Source organism: Moraxella sp. K23, from assembly GCF_041154765.1.
In the GTDB taxonomy this organism is placed as follows: Bacteria; Pseudomonadota; Gammaproteobacteria; order Pseudomonadales; family Moraxellaceae; genus Faucicola; species Faucicola tetraodonis.
Window position 1 is genome coordinate 2,386,608 of the sequence record NZ_AP031595.1, and the last position, 15,448, is coordinate 2,402,055.

Consider the following 15,448-nt stretch of genomic DNA (forward strand, 5'->3'; position numbering starts at 1 on the left):
TTTGTAACCGTGAATTAATATCCCTAGTTAGGCAGAAATTTGGTACACTAACCGCTAATAAATTTCTGCCGTTTTCATGGATTTTGGTTACTATACATGGCAAAAAAAACTCGCAAATCACCTAGCACGGCAACCGCTGCTGGCAATACCGCAACCGATTATGTTTTAGATAGAAAGTCGGCTCGCCGGGATGCCAAAAAACTGGGCTTAAACAAAGCTGATTTACCCAACTCCATCAAAGAAGTGATTAGCACACTGACGCAGGCGGGTTTTGAAGCCTACATCGTCGGTGGTGGGGTGCGTGATGCCTTGTTAGGCTTAAAGCCCAAAGACTTTGATGCTGTGACCAACGCCACCCCAAACCAAATCAAAGAAGTATTTGGCAAACGCTGCCGCATCATCGGACGGCGTTTTCAGCTGTGTCATGTGTATTCTGGTCGCGATATGATTGAAGTTGCCACCTTTCGCGCGCCGCCTAAGGACAACAATCATCTCACCGAAGACGGCATGATCATGCGTGACAATGTGTGGGGTGATATCTATCAAGATGTGGTGCGCCGCGATTTTAGTATCAATGCCCTGTACTATCAGCCATTTGACGATATCGTTTATGATTTTTGTGGGGGGCTCAAAGATGTTGAAAACCGCACCATCCGTCTGCTCGGTGACACTCAAAAACGGGTGGAAGAAGACCCTGTACGTCTGTTACGTGCCCTGCGTTTTAAAGCAAAATTGCAGTTTGATTTTGACAATGCCTTAAACCAACAATTCAACGCGCAAAACTGGGCATTATTGGCGCAAGTATCCCCTCACCGCTTGTACGATGAAACGCAAAAAATGTTCACAGGCGGCTACTTGGTGCCGATGTTACCGCTGCTATTTGATTATGGTGCGTTTTCCCAGTTGTTGTTTTATCCACCAACAACCGTGACACCACTACTCAACCAAGTCACCATAAATACCGATAGGCGCATAGGTAGTGGTAAAAGCATTAACCCTGCATTCTTTTATGCGACTATTTTGTGGGAAAATTATCTATATTTATTGGATAAGTTTAAAAAGAATACACCGTTTAGCGACGCGCAAAACCAAGCCGCCAATAAAGTCTTGGACAAGCAGCGCCAGCACACGGCCATGCCCAAGTTTGCCGAGCAGTTTATTAAAGATATTTGGCTCATGCAGCCAAGACTTGCCCAGCCGCGCAAAAAAAATCTGCAAAAGCTGTTTGAAAACCCGCGTTTTCGCGCTGCCTATGACTTTTTGATGATGCGTGAGCAAGTGGAAGCCAAAAACCAAGCGCTTGCCAAACAACATGGCGTGCCCATTACGCTTGATGATGAAAGTACCAACGGCATGGGACATTGGTGGGCGTGGTTTCAAACCCTAGGTGCCAAACAGCAGCAACAAGCGATTGATGAGTTTGACCTTGAATTGGTGCGTTTGCGCTTTGCGAATATTGTCAATCAAACCAGTTTTGAGGACGACAGTGTTGCTTACCAAACTAGCGATGCAGTGCGTGATAATGAGGCAGACATGGGTAGCGATTTGAGTCATGGAAAGCGCCGCCGCCAACGACGTCGTTTGCCGTTTGCAGCAAGCAGCCAAATCGAACGTGAACTGGTACAAGATACGGCGCTATCTACCAAAGCACACAAACTAACGCAGCAGCAGCAACTTGAAAAAGCCCAACTGCAGCAGTTATCGCTTGCCAGTCACACCAACTCAGCACCGGCTAAGTCACTTATCGTAGCGCCAATCACAGCGCAAAAAGACGATGACCACCCTTATCAGCCGCCAGTTTCTGCTTTAGCATCAGCTTATACTGAGACAAGTGCACGCCCAAATAGTTCACACCCAAATGATTCGCACCCAAATAATTCACAACTGAGTCGCTCACGCAAACGCGACAAAGCCTATTTATCGGCAGCGAGTGTACCTGCCAAACGTGCGCGACGCACCCCCAGCTCAAACTGGTCGATTTTGGAGCAACGCCAGCAAGCGGATATCACAACATCCGCTAATGATTTGCTTGGCGAATCTGTCAGCCCAACACCCGTCAAACAAAGCATTGACAATCAGGCAGTGACTCATACCGATACTGATATTGGCGCTGACATTCGCACTAACACTGACACTGACACCGTCAATCATTCGGCACCCAATGAATCACTGATTGACAATGGATTGGTACAGCCAAAGCCAAAGCGAGCGCCACGGACGCGTAAAAAAGCGGTTGCTGATAGCAAAGTCTTAGCAGAAGCGGTGACTAAGGACGAGGCTCCGGCAGCGCCAAAACGCACTCGCAAACGCGCGGTCAAAATCGACGGTCATCAGCCATGATTACGTGCTATATCGGTTTGGGTGGCAATATCGCAAACGCGCTTGGTACGCCAAAACAGCATATTGCCAATGCTATTGCGGCGTTTTACGCATCGCCACACTTTGCCAATGTTACAGCATCATCACTGTATCAATCCAAAGCCTTTGGGGTCACCGACCAGCCCGATTTTTTTAATGCAGTCGTAAAAGTTGATACCGATTTGGCATCCTTAGCCCTGTTGGATTTTTGCCAAAGTTTGGAGAGCGCTGCCAAGCGCACACGTTTGCGTCACTGGGGTGAGCGTAGTTTGGATGTCGATGTGTTGTTGTATGGTAATGACACAATCAACAATGCGCGTTTAACCGTGCCACATGAGGGCTTATTTGCGCGTAATTTTGTGCTAATTCCGATGCTAGAGCTTGACCCGACCCTTATGGTAAATGGGCAAAAATTGGCAGACTTACCGACCAGTCAAGATTGGCAAGGCCTGCAAAAATTAACCGTGCTTTAACTTATATCGGTTAACATGGATTTTTGTAAAAATTAACAAATTATGGGTGCTATGGATTTGAAATCGCAAAAAATTAAACCATTGATAAAGTAACGTTTTTTGTTTTTCCTATTTCTTGTTTTTGCCTGTTTCTTTTGCCCTTGCTTCTTTTAGCTTTACTTCTTTTAGCTTTACTTCTTTTAACCTTGCTTTTTAAAGGAAACCGCATGAGCTACGTTAGCAACCTAGAATCTAACCCTGATTCAACAACTGAGTCAACATCTGCCGCAGCGACCAAACCTAAATTACCTGTGACCTTGTCCACCTTAAACAAACTCAAAGCCAATGGCGAGACGTTCTCGTGCTTGACATGTTATGACGCAAGTTTTGCCGCAGCCATGCAAGTTGCCGCGATTGATACGATTTTGATTGGCGATAGCCTTGGTATGGTGGTGCAAGGACAAACCTCAACCTTGCCGGTGACAATCGCAGACATGGTATATCATACCCAAAACGTAGCTCGTGCCAACAGTCATGCACTGATTTTATGTGATTTACCTTTTATGAGTGTCGCCACGCTTGAGCGCGCACTCGATGCCAGCCAAGCAGTGATGCAAGCAGGCGCGCATGTGGTCAAAATCGAAGGCGGTGCCGAGCTTGCCAAAATCGTGTCAGTGCTTGCCAACAACGGCGTGCCGACCTGTGTGCATCTAGGTTTGACGCCGCAATCAGTGAATGTGTTTGGTGGCTACAAAGTACAAGGCAAAACCGATGCCCAAGCGGAAAAACTCATGGCTGACTGTCAAGCAGTGGTAGAGGCGGGCGCCGCCATTTTACTGCTCGAATGTGTCCCTGCTGAGCTTGCCAAAAAAGTGCGTGACACTTTCCCCGTGCCAGTGATTGGCATCGGTGCGGGCGTGGATTGTGATGGTCAAGTGCTAGTCATGCACGATATGCTTGGGGTATATACCCGTAAACCTGCCAAGTTTGTCAAAGACTTTTTGACCGACGAGCATAACGAAACCAAGGATATCACCGGGGCGTTTAAAGCCTATCATCAGGCGGTCAAAGAGCGTACGTTCCCAACGCCAGCGCATAGTTTTTAGTAATCATAAAGGCAAAAAAATGCAAGTATTTCATACCATCAGCGCATTACGTGACACCTTAAAACCTTTACGCCATCAAGCGGCCGCGCCAAAGATAGCGCTGGTTCCCACGATGGGCAATTTGCACAGCGGTCACGTGACCCTCGTCAAAAAAGCCAAGGAACTTGCCGATATCGTGGTGGTCAGTGTGTTTGTTAACCCAACCCAATTCGGCGTGGGTGAAGACTTTGATACCTACCCACGCACGCTAGAGGCCGATGTGGCAAAACTTACCGAGGCGGGGGCAAATTTTGTATTTGCCCCAAGCGTGGAAGAAATGTACCCAACCTACCCTAACAACGTGCAAGTGCTGTCAGGCGATATCAGTAAAATCTTGTGTGCCAACACTCGCCCCACCCACTTTGATGGTGTCGGCTTGGTGGTCAGTAAACTGTTTAATATCGTCCAACCTGACATGGCTGTTTTTGGCAAAAAAGACTATCAACAACTTGCGATTATCCGCCAGTTGATCGCTGAGCTAAATTTCCCCATTGAGATTGTCGGGGTGGATATCGTGCGGGCTGAGGATGGGCTGGCATTATCGTCTCGCAATCAATACCTAAGTGAAGCAGAACGTCAACTTGCCCCCACCTTGCAAAAAAGCTTGCAACAGCTTGCCAATGAGTTAACAACTGCCAATTTTGCCGATTTTGACAAGATTATTGCCGGCGCAATCGATAAGTTAAATCGCGTGACGGTGGCTGATTCAGGCTTTAAAGTGGATTATTTGGCAGTTAAAAATCGCTTATTACAACCGCCGAAGCCCACTGATAAAGACTTGGTAATTTTGACCGCCGCTTTTTTGGGCAAGAAAACACGGCTTTTAGATAACCTAGAATTTAGTCGGGAGTTAAATCAGGAATTTAGTCCGGAATTGAATCAGCAATTGGGTCAGCAATTGGGTCAGCAATCGGCTAGTGATTTTAATCAACAACCTACCACCGCATCTGTAAAGGATTAACTATGTCAACGCTACAAGTTATCATTGTTTCAGGACGTTCAGGCTCGGGTAAGACATCGGTTCTCAATATCATGGAAGACTTTGGCTATTATCCAATTGATAATTTGCCACTCTCGCTAGTAGCTAGCGCCATTGATAAACTTGTACATGACAGCCAAATTTATAAAATCGCTATTGGTATCGATGTACGCTCGCCACAAGCGGACTTATCGCGGTTTGCCGAGGTTTATCATAAGCTGATAGAAGCTTATAGCAAACCGGCGATTAAAATACTGTATGTGACTGCCCAAGAAAGCGTCCTGGTGGCACGGTTTGACGCCACGCGCCGTCTGCATCCGTTAATGGCGGTGTCGGGTAATCTACCCAATGCCATCAAAAAAGAAATCGATATTTTAGAGCCGATTGCCATCCGCGCTGATATCAAAATTGACACAAGCCTGCTTAATATCCACCAACTCAAAGAAGTCATCCGCGATCATTTGGGCGTGGATAATGCGGTAACCGTCAATATTTTATCCTTTGGGTTTAAATATGGGGCACCGATTGATGCCGATTTTATTTTTGATGTGCGTACCCTACCAAACCCCCATTGGAAGATTGAACTGCGCAACCAGACAGGGTTAGATGATGATGTCAAAGCATTTTTTGATGACTATAGCGAAGTAGATGACATGGCGAATGATATTATCGCTTTTTTTAAAAAATGGCTGCCGCCTTTTTTGCACAACAATCGCCATACCGTGACCATCGCTATCGGCTGTACTGGGGGCAAACACCGCTCTGTGTATATCGCAGAGAAATTGGGCGAATCACTGACCCAGTCGCTACCCAAAGAGATGGTAGTACGTATCAAGCACCGTGAAAAAAATCGCTGGTAGTGCGTTCTGAATCAACTTTGTACTGATGATTGATAACTTTGAGATTGATAAATGATTAATTTTGCTGAAATGGATATGGCGGTTAGCCGTACCGAACTAAAAAAAGCCCATGAGCGCCTACAGCGACTGGCTGAGCCGCTTGCCAATTTGTCAAAAAAACAAATGAAGGCACTCCCTGCCAGTGAGTTTTTTTTGGATGACTTGCTGCAGCTTGCCGATATCACTAGCCATGAAGCACGTAAACGCCACATCAAGCGTTTGGGCAAATTGCTGGCTGAAGAAGAACCGCATGCGATTGTCGAATTTTTATTTCGCCATACCTTTAGCCCTGAGCAACAAGCCAAAATTGAAAGCTGGCAAACGCGCCTAAATTTGCAAGATGATAATACCTTAAAACAATTTACCAAAACTTTTTTTGACAGTGAATTCAACACTATCAAGCAGCTGCTGATTTGGATTGCCTACGCCGAATACACCCAAGATGATGAATTGATGAATGAGAGTGTGGCTGATTTACACACTTATATTCGCCAAGTGGCGATTTTGTCAAAAGGTAAATAGTCGGACTGATTACCAGTTTTCTAACCCCTTATCCCTATGTGGCTTGGCTAGTGAGTATTGCTTTTTTGGTGAGTTGGGGTTGGCGCGCTAGCCTATGAGTCGATTTTTTACTACCAAAGCTATTTTCATCATAAAATAACGTAAAATTGCTTTTATTTTATAGAGTGAGCCGCTAAGGTATGCCATCAGCCTTAGCCATCCTGCCCGCAATGAGTCATTTTCACCAGTTACGTCAACACACCCAGTCCAATCCCAACTATCCCAACCAAATTCGCCAGTGGCGCGTGATTGTCATGGCGATTTCGGCATTTATTTTTAATACCACCGAATTTGTGCCGATTGCGCTGCTGTCCGACATTGGCCATAGCTTTACCATGCCGGTAGAAACGGTGGGGCATATGATCACTATCTATGCTTGGATTGTGGCTATTTTGTCGCTCCCTGCCATGCTTGCTACTGCCCATATCGAACGGCGTAAGCTATTGATAGGATTATTTGTTATCTTTATCGGGGGGCATGCGGTATCGGTGATGGCGCAAAGTTTTGCCATGCTGTTGGTTGGACGGGCATTGATTGCGCTAGCGCATGCGGTGTTTTGGTCAATTACCGCAAGCCTTGTGGTGCGTGTGGCGCCCAAAGATCGTCAAACCAAAGCCTTGGGGCTATTGTCGATGGGTAGCGCACTGGCGACGGTGCTTGGGCTGCCGTTAGGTCGGATGATTGGGCAGTGGCTCGGGTGGCGGATGACGTTTGGTACGATTGGCGCGGCTGCGCTCTTGGCAATGATTATGGTGTGGTGGATTTTGCCAAAACTGCCGAGCAAAGATGTCGGCTCAGCCGCAAGTTTACCCAGTATTTTTAATAATATCCCCTTGCTCACTGTCTATACACTCACTGTGCTATGTGTGACGGCACACTTTACGGCATATAGTTATATTGAGCCTTATATGCTGACGATTAGTCAGTTTAGTCAGCAATTTGCCACGGTTATTTTGCTGAGTTTTGGGGTGGCAGGGTTGCTAGCGAGCTGGCTATTTGGACACTTTTATGACCGTTTCCCACGGGCGTTTTTGATTAGCGCGATGGCAACGCTGCTGTTTTCTTTGTTAGCATCTGCTTGGCTGCCCCATGTGCCAATCTTGTGGCTTGTCCTAGCGATGCTGTGGGGCTTGGCAATTACGGCGATTAGCCTTGCTTTGCAGCTACGCGTATTACAGCTTGCGCCGAATGCCACTGATGTAGCGATGTCAATTTTTTCAGGAATTTATAACGTTGGTATCGGCGGCGGCGCGTTCGTCGGTGGACTGGTGATTGCAAGCCTAGGCCTGGCTATGGTGGGTTATGTGGGGGCAGGTATCGCGCTCATTGCCATGGTTTGTTTAATGGTGTATTTGGCGCGTACCCAAAAGTAATCAAATCCAATAGCTTACTGGTAATTGCGCTTAGACTTACGATTGGGCTTGCTTGCAGGTGACTTTTCCCACTGACAAGTTAACTGACATTCAGCGTTTCTACCAATGCCTGTTTGAGTTTTTCGAGGCGCTCATCCGATAGCGGTTTGTCCTCATGGTCAGTGATAAAGAACATATCTTCGGCGCGCTCACCCAATGTGGTAATGCGGGCAAAATGCACTTCAATATCATGTGCCAAAAACACCTGCCCCACACGCGCAAGCAAGGCTGGCTGGTCAAGGGTTTCCAAAATCATCATATGCTGATTGGATTGCGGGTTAAAATTAAAAGACACTTTGGTGGGCACATGAAAATGCTTGAGCTGTCTGGGCATGCGTCGCTGCGCTACCTCAGGTAGCGTTGGACTAGTAAAGGCTTGTTTTAGATGCTCAACGAGCTCAGTTTGGCGCTCGGTATCGGTGAGTAGCGTGCCATGTCGGTCAAGCAGTACGTAAGAATCTAGGGCAAAATCTCGCGAGGCGGTGATGACGCGCGCATCGAGTACGTCCAAATCCATTTGGTCAAACACGGTCATGGTCACCGCAAATAAATTGGATTGGTCATGGGTGTAGATAAATACTTGCACGGCATCGAGTGCCAACTCGCGATGTTCACGCAAAATAATCAGCGGCTCAGGTTGCTCGCTCTCTGTGCGTTGTTTTTGTATCTCATCATGCGCCATGATGGCTTTAGAATGCCAAACAATATCGCTTGGGACTTCACGCAAAAAATACTCTTCCCCTAGCCCATCCCACAAGCTTTCAATGTCAGCCAAGCCATTATCACCTGCTAGTAAATCACGGGCACTTTGCTTGTTACTGGCAATCATGTCTTGGCGGTTCATCGGCGCATCGATATCGGCTCGCAGGATACGGCGGGTTTGGGTATACAGTTGACGCATCAAGGTTGCGCGCCAACTGTTCCAAAGCTGCGGGTTGGTCGCATTCATATCGGCAACGGTGAGCACATACAAATAATTCAAATAAGTCACATTCCCGACTTTATCGGCAAATTCTGCGACAACTTCGGGGTCAGAGATGTCTTTTTTCTGCGCGGTCATCGACATCAATAAATGCTGAGACACCAACCAGCCGACAAGTTCAGCATCGGCTTGGCTTAAACCATGTGACAAGCAAAACTTGATGGCATCTTGCTCGCCAAGTTCACTGTGGTCACCGCCCCGACCTTTGGCAATATCATGGAAAATCGCTGCTAACACCAGCATTTCTTTACGGTCAATACGGCGGTAGATACCACTGACAAGCGGATAGGTATCAACATAATTGTCATCGGTAAAGCGGTGCAACATACGTATCAACATCAAAATATGGGCATCTACCGTATAACGGTGGAATAAGTCATATTGCATCAACCCAGTAATTTGCCCAAAAGCAGGCAAATAGCTACCTAGCACGCCATAACGCTTCATGACTCGCAGTCGCCAAAATAGCAGATTTTGCTCTTTGATATTGTCCATAAACATGGCTTTGTTGGCGGGGTCATTGCGAAAATGCTCATCAATGCCGCGCGCGGCGATTTTCAAAATCCGTAGCGTGCGGGTACGAATATGGCGAATATTTTGCTGACCCATCAACAAAAACATTTCTAAAATCGCGGTCGGATGTTGGGCAAACACACGGCTATGCGTCACCGCAATGCGATCACCGACCAGTTTAAAACGCTCATTAATCACCTTTCTCACGGGGCGCTGTTCATCGGGTAGACGCGCCTCAATCAAGGTTTCATAGTAGTGCTGGGTGAGCATTTCAGACAATGTTGAGTTTGACATGGCATAACGGTAATAATCGCGCATAAACTGCTCAACTGCGGCATTGGGATGCGAATTGTCACGGTAACCGATACGCTCAGCAATTAGGCGCTGATAGTCAAATAAAACACGGTTTTCATTGCGTTTGGCAATTTTGTGCAAATGATGGCGAATCAACCACAAAAAATCTTCCGCTTGTTGCAGCTCATCAAATTCTTTTTCGGTAATAAATTCTTGCTGCACCAGTCCAAACAAGTTTGTCACGCGAAAATAGCGCTTACTAATCCAGCCGACAGTATGAATATCTCGCAAGCCCCCAGGCGCGTTTTTCAGGTCAGGCTCTAGGTTATACTCCGTCGAATTATGTTTAACATAGCGCTCTTTAGCTTCTGCCATTTTGGCCTCATAAAACTTGGTTTGTGACCAGTTTTTATTAAGTAGCTGCATCGGCAACCCAGCTTGGGCAACGTTGCCCGCCAAAATTCGTGCTTCTAACAGACTTGTTGCGACCGTGATATCATCGTGACAAGCCTTATCACATTCTTCAACGGAGCGCACCACCAAAGCAGGATCAATCCCAATATCCCAGAGCTTAGCGACGAACGGGGAAATTTTTTGGTTCAAGGACTCATCAATCGGGTTTGGACTTAACAGCAATAAATCCACATCGGAAAACGGGTGCAACTCCCCACGCCCATACCCTCCCGTGGCAAACAGCGTTAAATCGGTTTGATCGAGCTCATACAACTCAAATAAGGCTTCCATCATGCTATCAATCGCACAGCAGCGCCCCATGACGACTTGGCGAATCGGTATGCCAGATGCCAGCGCCTTATCCAAGTCCGCTTCCACTGCGGCTAACCAAGCGGGTATGCCAAGATTGGCTTCGCCTTGCAGGCTAAGCGCAGGCAGTGGGGTAAAATACGGTAGTATCGGTGGGCAAGTAAACATAGCAAATCCTAATCGACGCCATTGTTAGCAGAGTTAGCAGAGCAATTTTCAGTATTACAAATTTGATGCAAAAAAGCTAGCCGCCGCTTGTAGCGAAAACTTGCGCTTAAAAGCTCAGCGATAGGAAAATTATTGATTGTCAAAAGACGGTGACACTGGCTCGTCATCAAGCAGGGTGTTGTTATGGGTAAGATAGGGGCATTTGTCTTTGCGAAAGGCATGGGTCAGCTGTTGTGCCACAAAATTGACGGTTTCTACGGGCTGTTCGCTAGCCGTTTCCCGCAATAGTTTGGACGGTGCATGGGTTAACGTTTGGGTGAGTTTACGGGTCAGTTCGGTCAACACGGCTTCGGCTGCATGACCATCGGCAAGCTGCTGTAAGGATTGGCTTAAAATCATATCCGCATGGTGTTTGGCTTGCTCACGGTACTGCTGAATATCCTGACCCACTTGGCGCACCAAGTATTTGCGCTCAATCGCCACCACGATTTGGCTCACCAATAATTCTGCTTCTACGGCAGCTTGGCGACGCTGTTCAAGGTTGCCTGCAATCACATGTTGTAAGTCATCAATTGAGTATAAATACACGTCATCTAGCTCACTGACGGTAGGGTCAATATCGCGAGGCACAGCCAAATCAATCATTAACATGGGCTGATGACGGCGCTGTTTTAACGCCTGTTTCACCATGGTTTTATCAATCAAGGTATATAGGCTACCGCTACAGCTAGTTACAATATCCGCTTGCGGCAACACGTTGGCTAATTGATCAAGCGGGGTAATCTCAATGTGCGGCACAATCGTTTCAAGCTCAGAGGCAAGCAGCGCGGCACGCTCAGGACTACGATTACAGATGATGACTTTGCCGACACCTAAACCTGCGATATTGGTCGCAACCAGCCGATTCATCTCACCTGCCGCGACAACCAGCAAAGTGTTGTTGCTAGGTTTTTGAAAAATTTGCGTCACCAATTTGGCGGCGGCAAAGCCTAACGACACCGCTTGTGAGCCTACCCGCGTTTCGTTACGCACTTGTTTGGCGGCGGCAAATACCTGCTGAATCACCCAGCTAAGTTTACTAGAAATACCTTCTTTGGCACGGGATTGGCGCACCGCCTGTTTGATTTGTCCCAAAATCTGCGGCTCGCCTAAAATCATCGAGTCTAGCCCAGACGCTACCCGCACCCAATGTAGCAGTGCATGGTTATTTTGATATTGATACAGGTGTGGCGCGATTTTTTGCATGGGCGTGTTTTTAAAAGCCGCTAGCCATTCAATCACTTGTGACATCGTACTAGTAAGGGTCTGTCCTTCGGGGGCTAGCGCATAGATTTCAGTGCGGTTGCAGGTCGATAAAATCACCGCGCCTTGGGTGATCGCTTTGAGCGAATCTAGGGCAATCGGCAAATCTTCAGCAGCAAACGCCAATTGCTCACGCATGGCAACTGGCGCTGTTTTATGATTTAACCCAATAACCAGAAGCTGCATATAACGTAATGACCTTAAAAATGACCGCGTTTATCAAAGCCGATTTTTGTGAACCCAAGTTTGCTAGCTAAGTGTGCTAGCTAAGCGACATCCAGCCCATATCAGCCTATCGACGCTTGTCATGCTTGATAACACAGGGGGAAAAGTGGCAATATAAAGAAACCTAAAGCAACTTAATAATAACCACTTAATAAAAGTAAAGTAGAAAAGTGGATTATTATACCATTGCTAATAACAAATGAAAAACATCCTGCTTTTTTGATTCAGGGAAATTCTTTAGCCATGCTTTAAAGCATTACAATTTAAAGCATTACCCTGTCTAGCATGCCTAGCATTTTGGACCGTCATTCGAGCTCTCATCATATTTTTTTACTTAACTCTGCGACATCTGCTGGTTTGGTTGCTATTTATCCATACGATTTAACCATAATTCTACATAGTTGAATCCGTTGACCCCGTATAATTCAATTTTATTTATGAACATTTTGTTACATCTTACTTGTCACGGATTTTAATACTGACTGTAATTTTTAGGTACGTTACTGTCCAAGCGAGCTAAATGCTAAAATTGTTTCCAGCGGTTATTTCATCGGCTTGTTGTGCTATGCGTGGTTGTCCCCTCAATCCACGCTTTTTTGCGTCGAAATATGTCAAGCCTTATTGTTTATCGATTTATTTACCGATGCATTTATCAACACCGCATCAGCTTTTTGTCAATCTAAAGCCCAATCTGAAATCTAACCTAAAACCGCTTGATGTATTTAAACCTTTTACCGCTTTAGGCAAAAATGTAGTCGCGACTACACTCACGTTGGCGAGCTTATTGTTTAGCCCAGCGGTTTTTAGTGCGGAGGCAAATTTTGCATCTGCTAGTCAGTCTGCTCATCAGCCGGGCGCTGTGGTCAGCACCCAGCCAAGCCTGTATGCGATTTTGATGGCAGAGTTTGCCGCAGATCGCGGTCGTATCGATCAGGCGTTAGCGACCTATAAGCAGCAGTCTTTTTTGGCGGATGCCGCCCCGGTATTTGAACGCGCACTGGGTTTATCTTTACAAAATGAACCACCACAGTTGTCACTCGCTTTTGCCAATGCGTGGCAGCAGCAAAACCCTGACCATGTGCCGGCGATTTTTTATGTGACCCATTTGGCACTCAAAGCGCACGAGTATGAATTAGCCGGTGAAAAGCTCAATCAAATTTTGCAGTACGATCCTGACGCTGATTTAAGTCAGATTTTGATTGGGATTTATCCCACGGAAACCCGTGACCAAGCTGAACTGCTCGCTACGCTCAATCGATTAGACATCAAAAACAACCCTTCACTACTGGTCATGAAAGCAGGTCTGCTGCTACAGTTTCAACAGCCCAAAGCCGCGTTAGTGGCGATTAATCGGGCGCTTAAAACCAACCCAAAAAGCCCGGCTTTTTTGACGTTAAAAGCAGATATTCTGCAAGCCTTATCGCCCAGTAATCAAGTGATTGCGTTTATTGCGCAGGCGCGTAAAACCGTCCCTGACAATAAAGCGCTATTTGTTTATCAAATTCGCTATATGCTCAAACAAGGCAAAAGCGCGCAGGTCTGGCAACAGCTCAATGCCACGGCTAATCGGCAGTTTTTAGCAGATGAAGAAATCAAACTGCTGGCCGCTTTGGTGGGTATTGATTTAAAAAAATACGCCGCAGCAGATCGCTTGCTCAAAGCGTTGATTGCCAGCCCCAACTTTAGGGATCAAGCCAATTATTATTTGGCTGTCAGTGCCGAACGCCAGAACCTACTCAATGATGCGATTGGCTACTATGGCAAAGTGATGCAACCTGACTTGGTGCTCAAAGCCAGACAGCAACAGATTGATTTGTTAATCTCGCAAAGTCGTTTTGATGAAGCGATTGCCAGTAGCATCAAATTACGGGAGCAATTTGACAGTTTTGCACCGCAAAGCTACATCATGCAAGCCAATATTTTGCAAAAAAACAACCAAACTGCGCAAGCGTTAGCCTTGCTTAATAGCGCGCAAACCAGTTTACCCAATAATACCGATATCTTATTTGCCAAGGTGTTGTTACTGCCCGATGATGATTATGTCAGTAAACTGCGACTGTTAAAAGAGTTGATTCGCCTTGCACCCACAAACGTGGATTATCAACTCGAATATGCGCAAACCTTGGTCAATTTAAAACAAAATAATGAAGAAGTGACCGCCCTACTGACGGCATTAATCAATGATAAAGAAGTCGGTTTAAGGGCGCGTCAAATACTGTCGCAACAAGCGCTGCATCAGGCTAATAACGCCACCGTCATTAGTCTGTTATCAGATAATTTTGATATCGTACCCGATGTGATTAGTGGCCTGCTGCTGCAACAAGCCTACTTAAATTTGGGCAACCAACAAGAAGCGGCTCGCATCAACCAAATCTTGGTCCATGAACTCGGTTATCAACCCAAAAATCTGCAATAGCGCTGCCTAAAATCGTCTCTGAGCATGACTCTAAGCATGACGACTAGCGAGCACTGAGGGTGGTAAAGCAGATAAATGACAGGAAAACGAGAGATAAATAACAACCGCTTTTTCACCAATTTGAGCAGTTAAGCAAAACAGGCTTAACAATGGCTATTTATAGTTTACCCATCAGTTTTTTAAACAATCATACTTGAGCAAAACCAGTTAACATTTGATGAAAACTTGATTAACAAATTTGATTAACATTTGAGGATATTATGCATTTATTACCAGCGGTCAACAGCAAAGTCACGGGGTTAACTATTGCCTGTTTGGGCATCAGTAGCATGCTGCTAACAGGCTGTCAGTCAGTACAGGCAACAACTAAGCCTATCACCGCCAAGCCTGTCACCACAGGGATGACAACCCCTGTGGTCAATACCCAAACAGCCACGACGCCATCGACTACCACTACTGAGCAAGCGGCTACAAGTACGCTACCAAGCGCGCAATTTACCATCAATGGTAAAATTGGCATGACCACGCCGCAGCAGGCAGGCAGTGCGTTTTATATTTGGACACAGCAAGGACAAAACTTTGCCATTGAGATTGCCGGTGCGATGAATGCGGGTCAAACCAAAATCAGCTACAATGGTCAATCTGCGACGTTAACCAACGAAAAAGGCACTATCAATGCCGCTACCCCTGAAGAACTGCTATTACGTGCAACCGGTTGGCAAGCGCCCATCTCACAGCTGCCTTACTGGATTCAAGGTCAGCCAGCACCCAGTGATGCCAATGATAAAAAAGACAGCACTAATCGCCTAGTGAATGCCCAAAATGGCGATTGGACAGCCACTTTTAGCTATAGCAACAGTAACGATAAACTGCCTTCTCGCTTAACTGCCAGTCATCCGGGTGGCTATAAAGTGGTGATGACCATCAATCGCTTAAGCTAGCCATGCAACCGAAAAGAGGCGTGAGGTGTTCCTCAACGC

At 46.4% G+C, this 15,448-nt stretch carries 11 protein-coding genes; 9 read left to right on the forward strand and 2 right to left on the reverse strand.

Going from position 1 to position 15,448, the window contains the following annotated elements:
- Positions 1-96: 96 nt before the first annotated feature.
- From pcnB to ACAM37_RS10540, 7 genes are all read left to right on the forward strand, one after another.
- Positions 97-2,340, forward strand: a complete 2,244-nt coding sequence (gene pcnB / locus ACAM37_RS10510) for a polynucleotide adenylyltransferase PcnB (RefSeq protein ID WP_369626188.1) — start codon at positions 97-99, stop codon at positions 2,338-2,340.
- Positions 2,337-2,831 carry a 2-amino-4-hydroxy-6-hydroxymethyldihydropteridine diphosphokinase gene (folK, locus tag ACAM37_RS10515; protein ID WP_369626189.1) on the forward strand — a complete coding sequence of 165 codons (495 nt, stop codon included), beginning with the start codon at positions 2,337-2,339 and terminating at the stop codon, positions 2,829-2,831. Before pcnB ends, folK begins: the two co-directional genes overlap by 4 nt.
- Positions 2,832-3,037: 206 nt before the next feature.
- Positions 3,038-3,916 (forward strand): 3-methyl-2-oxobutanoate hydroxymethyltransferase, encoded by an 879-nt coding sequence (panB, locus tag ACAM37_RS10520; protein WP_369626190.1) that lies wholly within the window; start codon positions 3,038-3,040, stop codon positions 3,914-3,916.
- A gap of 19 nt (positions 3,917-3,935) precedes the next feature.
- Positions 3,936-4,916, forward strand: coding sequence for a pantoate--beta-alanine ligase (panC, locus tag ACAM37_RS10525; protein WP_369626191.1), 981 nt, complete (start codon positions 3,936-3,938; stop codon positions 4,914-4,916).
- 2 nt (positions 4,917-4,918) lie between these two features.
- On the forward strand, positions 4,919-5,794 hold the full coding sequence (gene rapZ / locus ACAM37_RS10530; RefSeq protein WP_369626192.1) for an RNase adapter RapZ: 876 nt from the start codon (positions 4,919-4,921) through the stop codon (positions 5,792-5,794).
- A 51-nt stretch (positions 5,795-5,845) separates the two neighbouring features.
- Positions 5,846-6,355 carry a ribosome biogenesis factor YjgA gene (yjgA, locus tag ACAM37_RS10535; protein ID WP_007116564.1) on the forward strand — a complete coding sequence of 170 codons (510 nt, stop codon included), beginning with the start codon at positions 5,846-5,848 and terminating at the stop codon, positions 6,353-6,355.
- A 179-nt stretch (positions 6,356-6,534) separates the two neighbouring features.
- On the forward strand, positions 6,535-7,767 hold the full coding sequence (locus tag ACAM37_RS10540; protein WP_369626193.1) for a sugar transporter: 1,233 nt from the start codon (positions 6,535-6,537) through the stop codon (positions 7,765-7,767).
- A gap of 79 nt (positions 7,768-7,846) precedes the next feature.
- Here ACAM37_RS10540 and glnD read toward each other — a convergent pair whose 3' ends face one another.
- A complete protein-coding gene (gene glnD / locus ACAM37_RS10545) occupies positions 7,847-10,525 on the reverse strand; it encodes a [protein-PII] uridylyltransferase (protein WP_369626194.1) in 2,679 nt (892 codons plus the stop codon).
- Positions 10,526-10,654: 129 nt separating this feature from the next.
- Positions 10,655-12,013, reverse strand: a complete 1,359-nt coding sequence (gene hemA, locus ACAM37_RS10550) for a glutamyl-tRNA reductase (protein WP_369626195.1) — start codon at positions 12,011-12,013, stop codon at positions 10,655-10,657.
- A gap of 559 nt (positions 12,014-12,572) precedes the next feature.
- Between hemA and ACAM37_RS10555 the strand changes: the two genes are divergently transcribed.
- Together ACAM37_RS10555 and lolB are read left to right on the forward strand one after the other, a co-directional pair.
- The gene (locus tag ACAM37_RS10555; RefSeq protein ID WP_369626196.1) at positions 12,573-14,468 is read left to right on the forward strand and encodes a tetratricopeptide repeat protein; all 1,896 of its coding nucleotides are present in this window, start codon (positions 12,573-12,575) and stop codon (positions 14,466-14,468) included.
- Between the two features lie 260 nt (positions 14,469-14,728).
- Positions 14,729-15,409 (forward strand): lipoprotein insertase outer membrane protein LolB, encoded by a 681-nt coding sequence (lolB, locus tag ACAM37_RS10560; protein WP_369626197.1) that lies wholly within the window; start codon positions 14,729-14,731, stop codon positions 15,407-15,409.
- Positions 15,410-15,448: the final 39 nt, after the last annotated feature.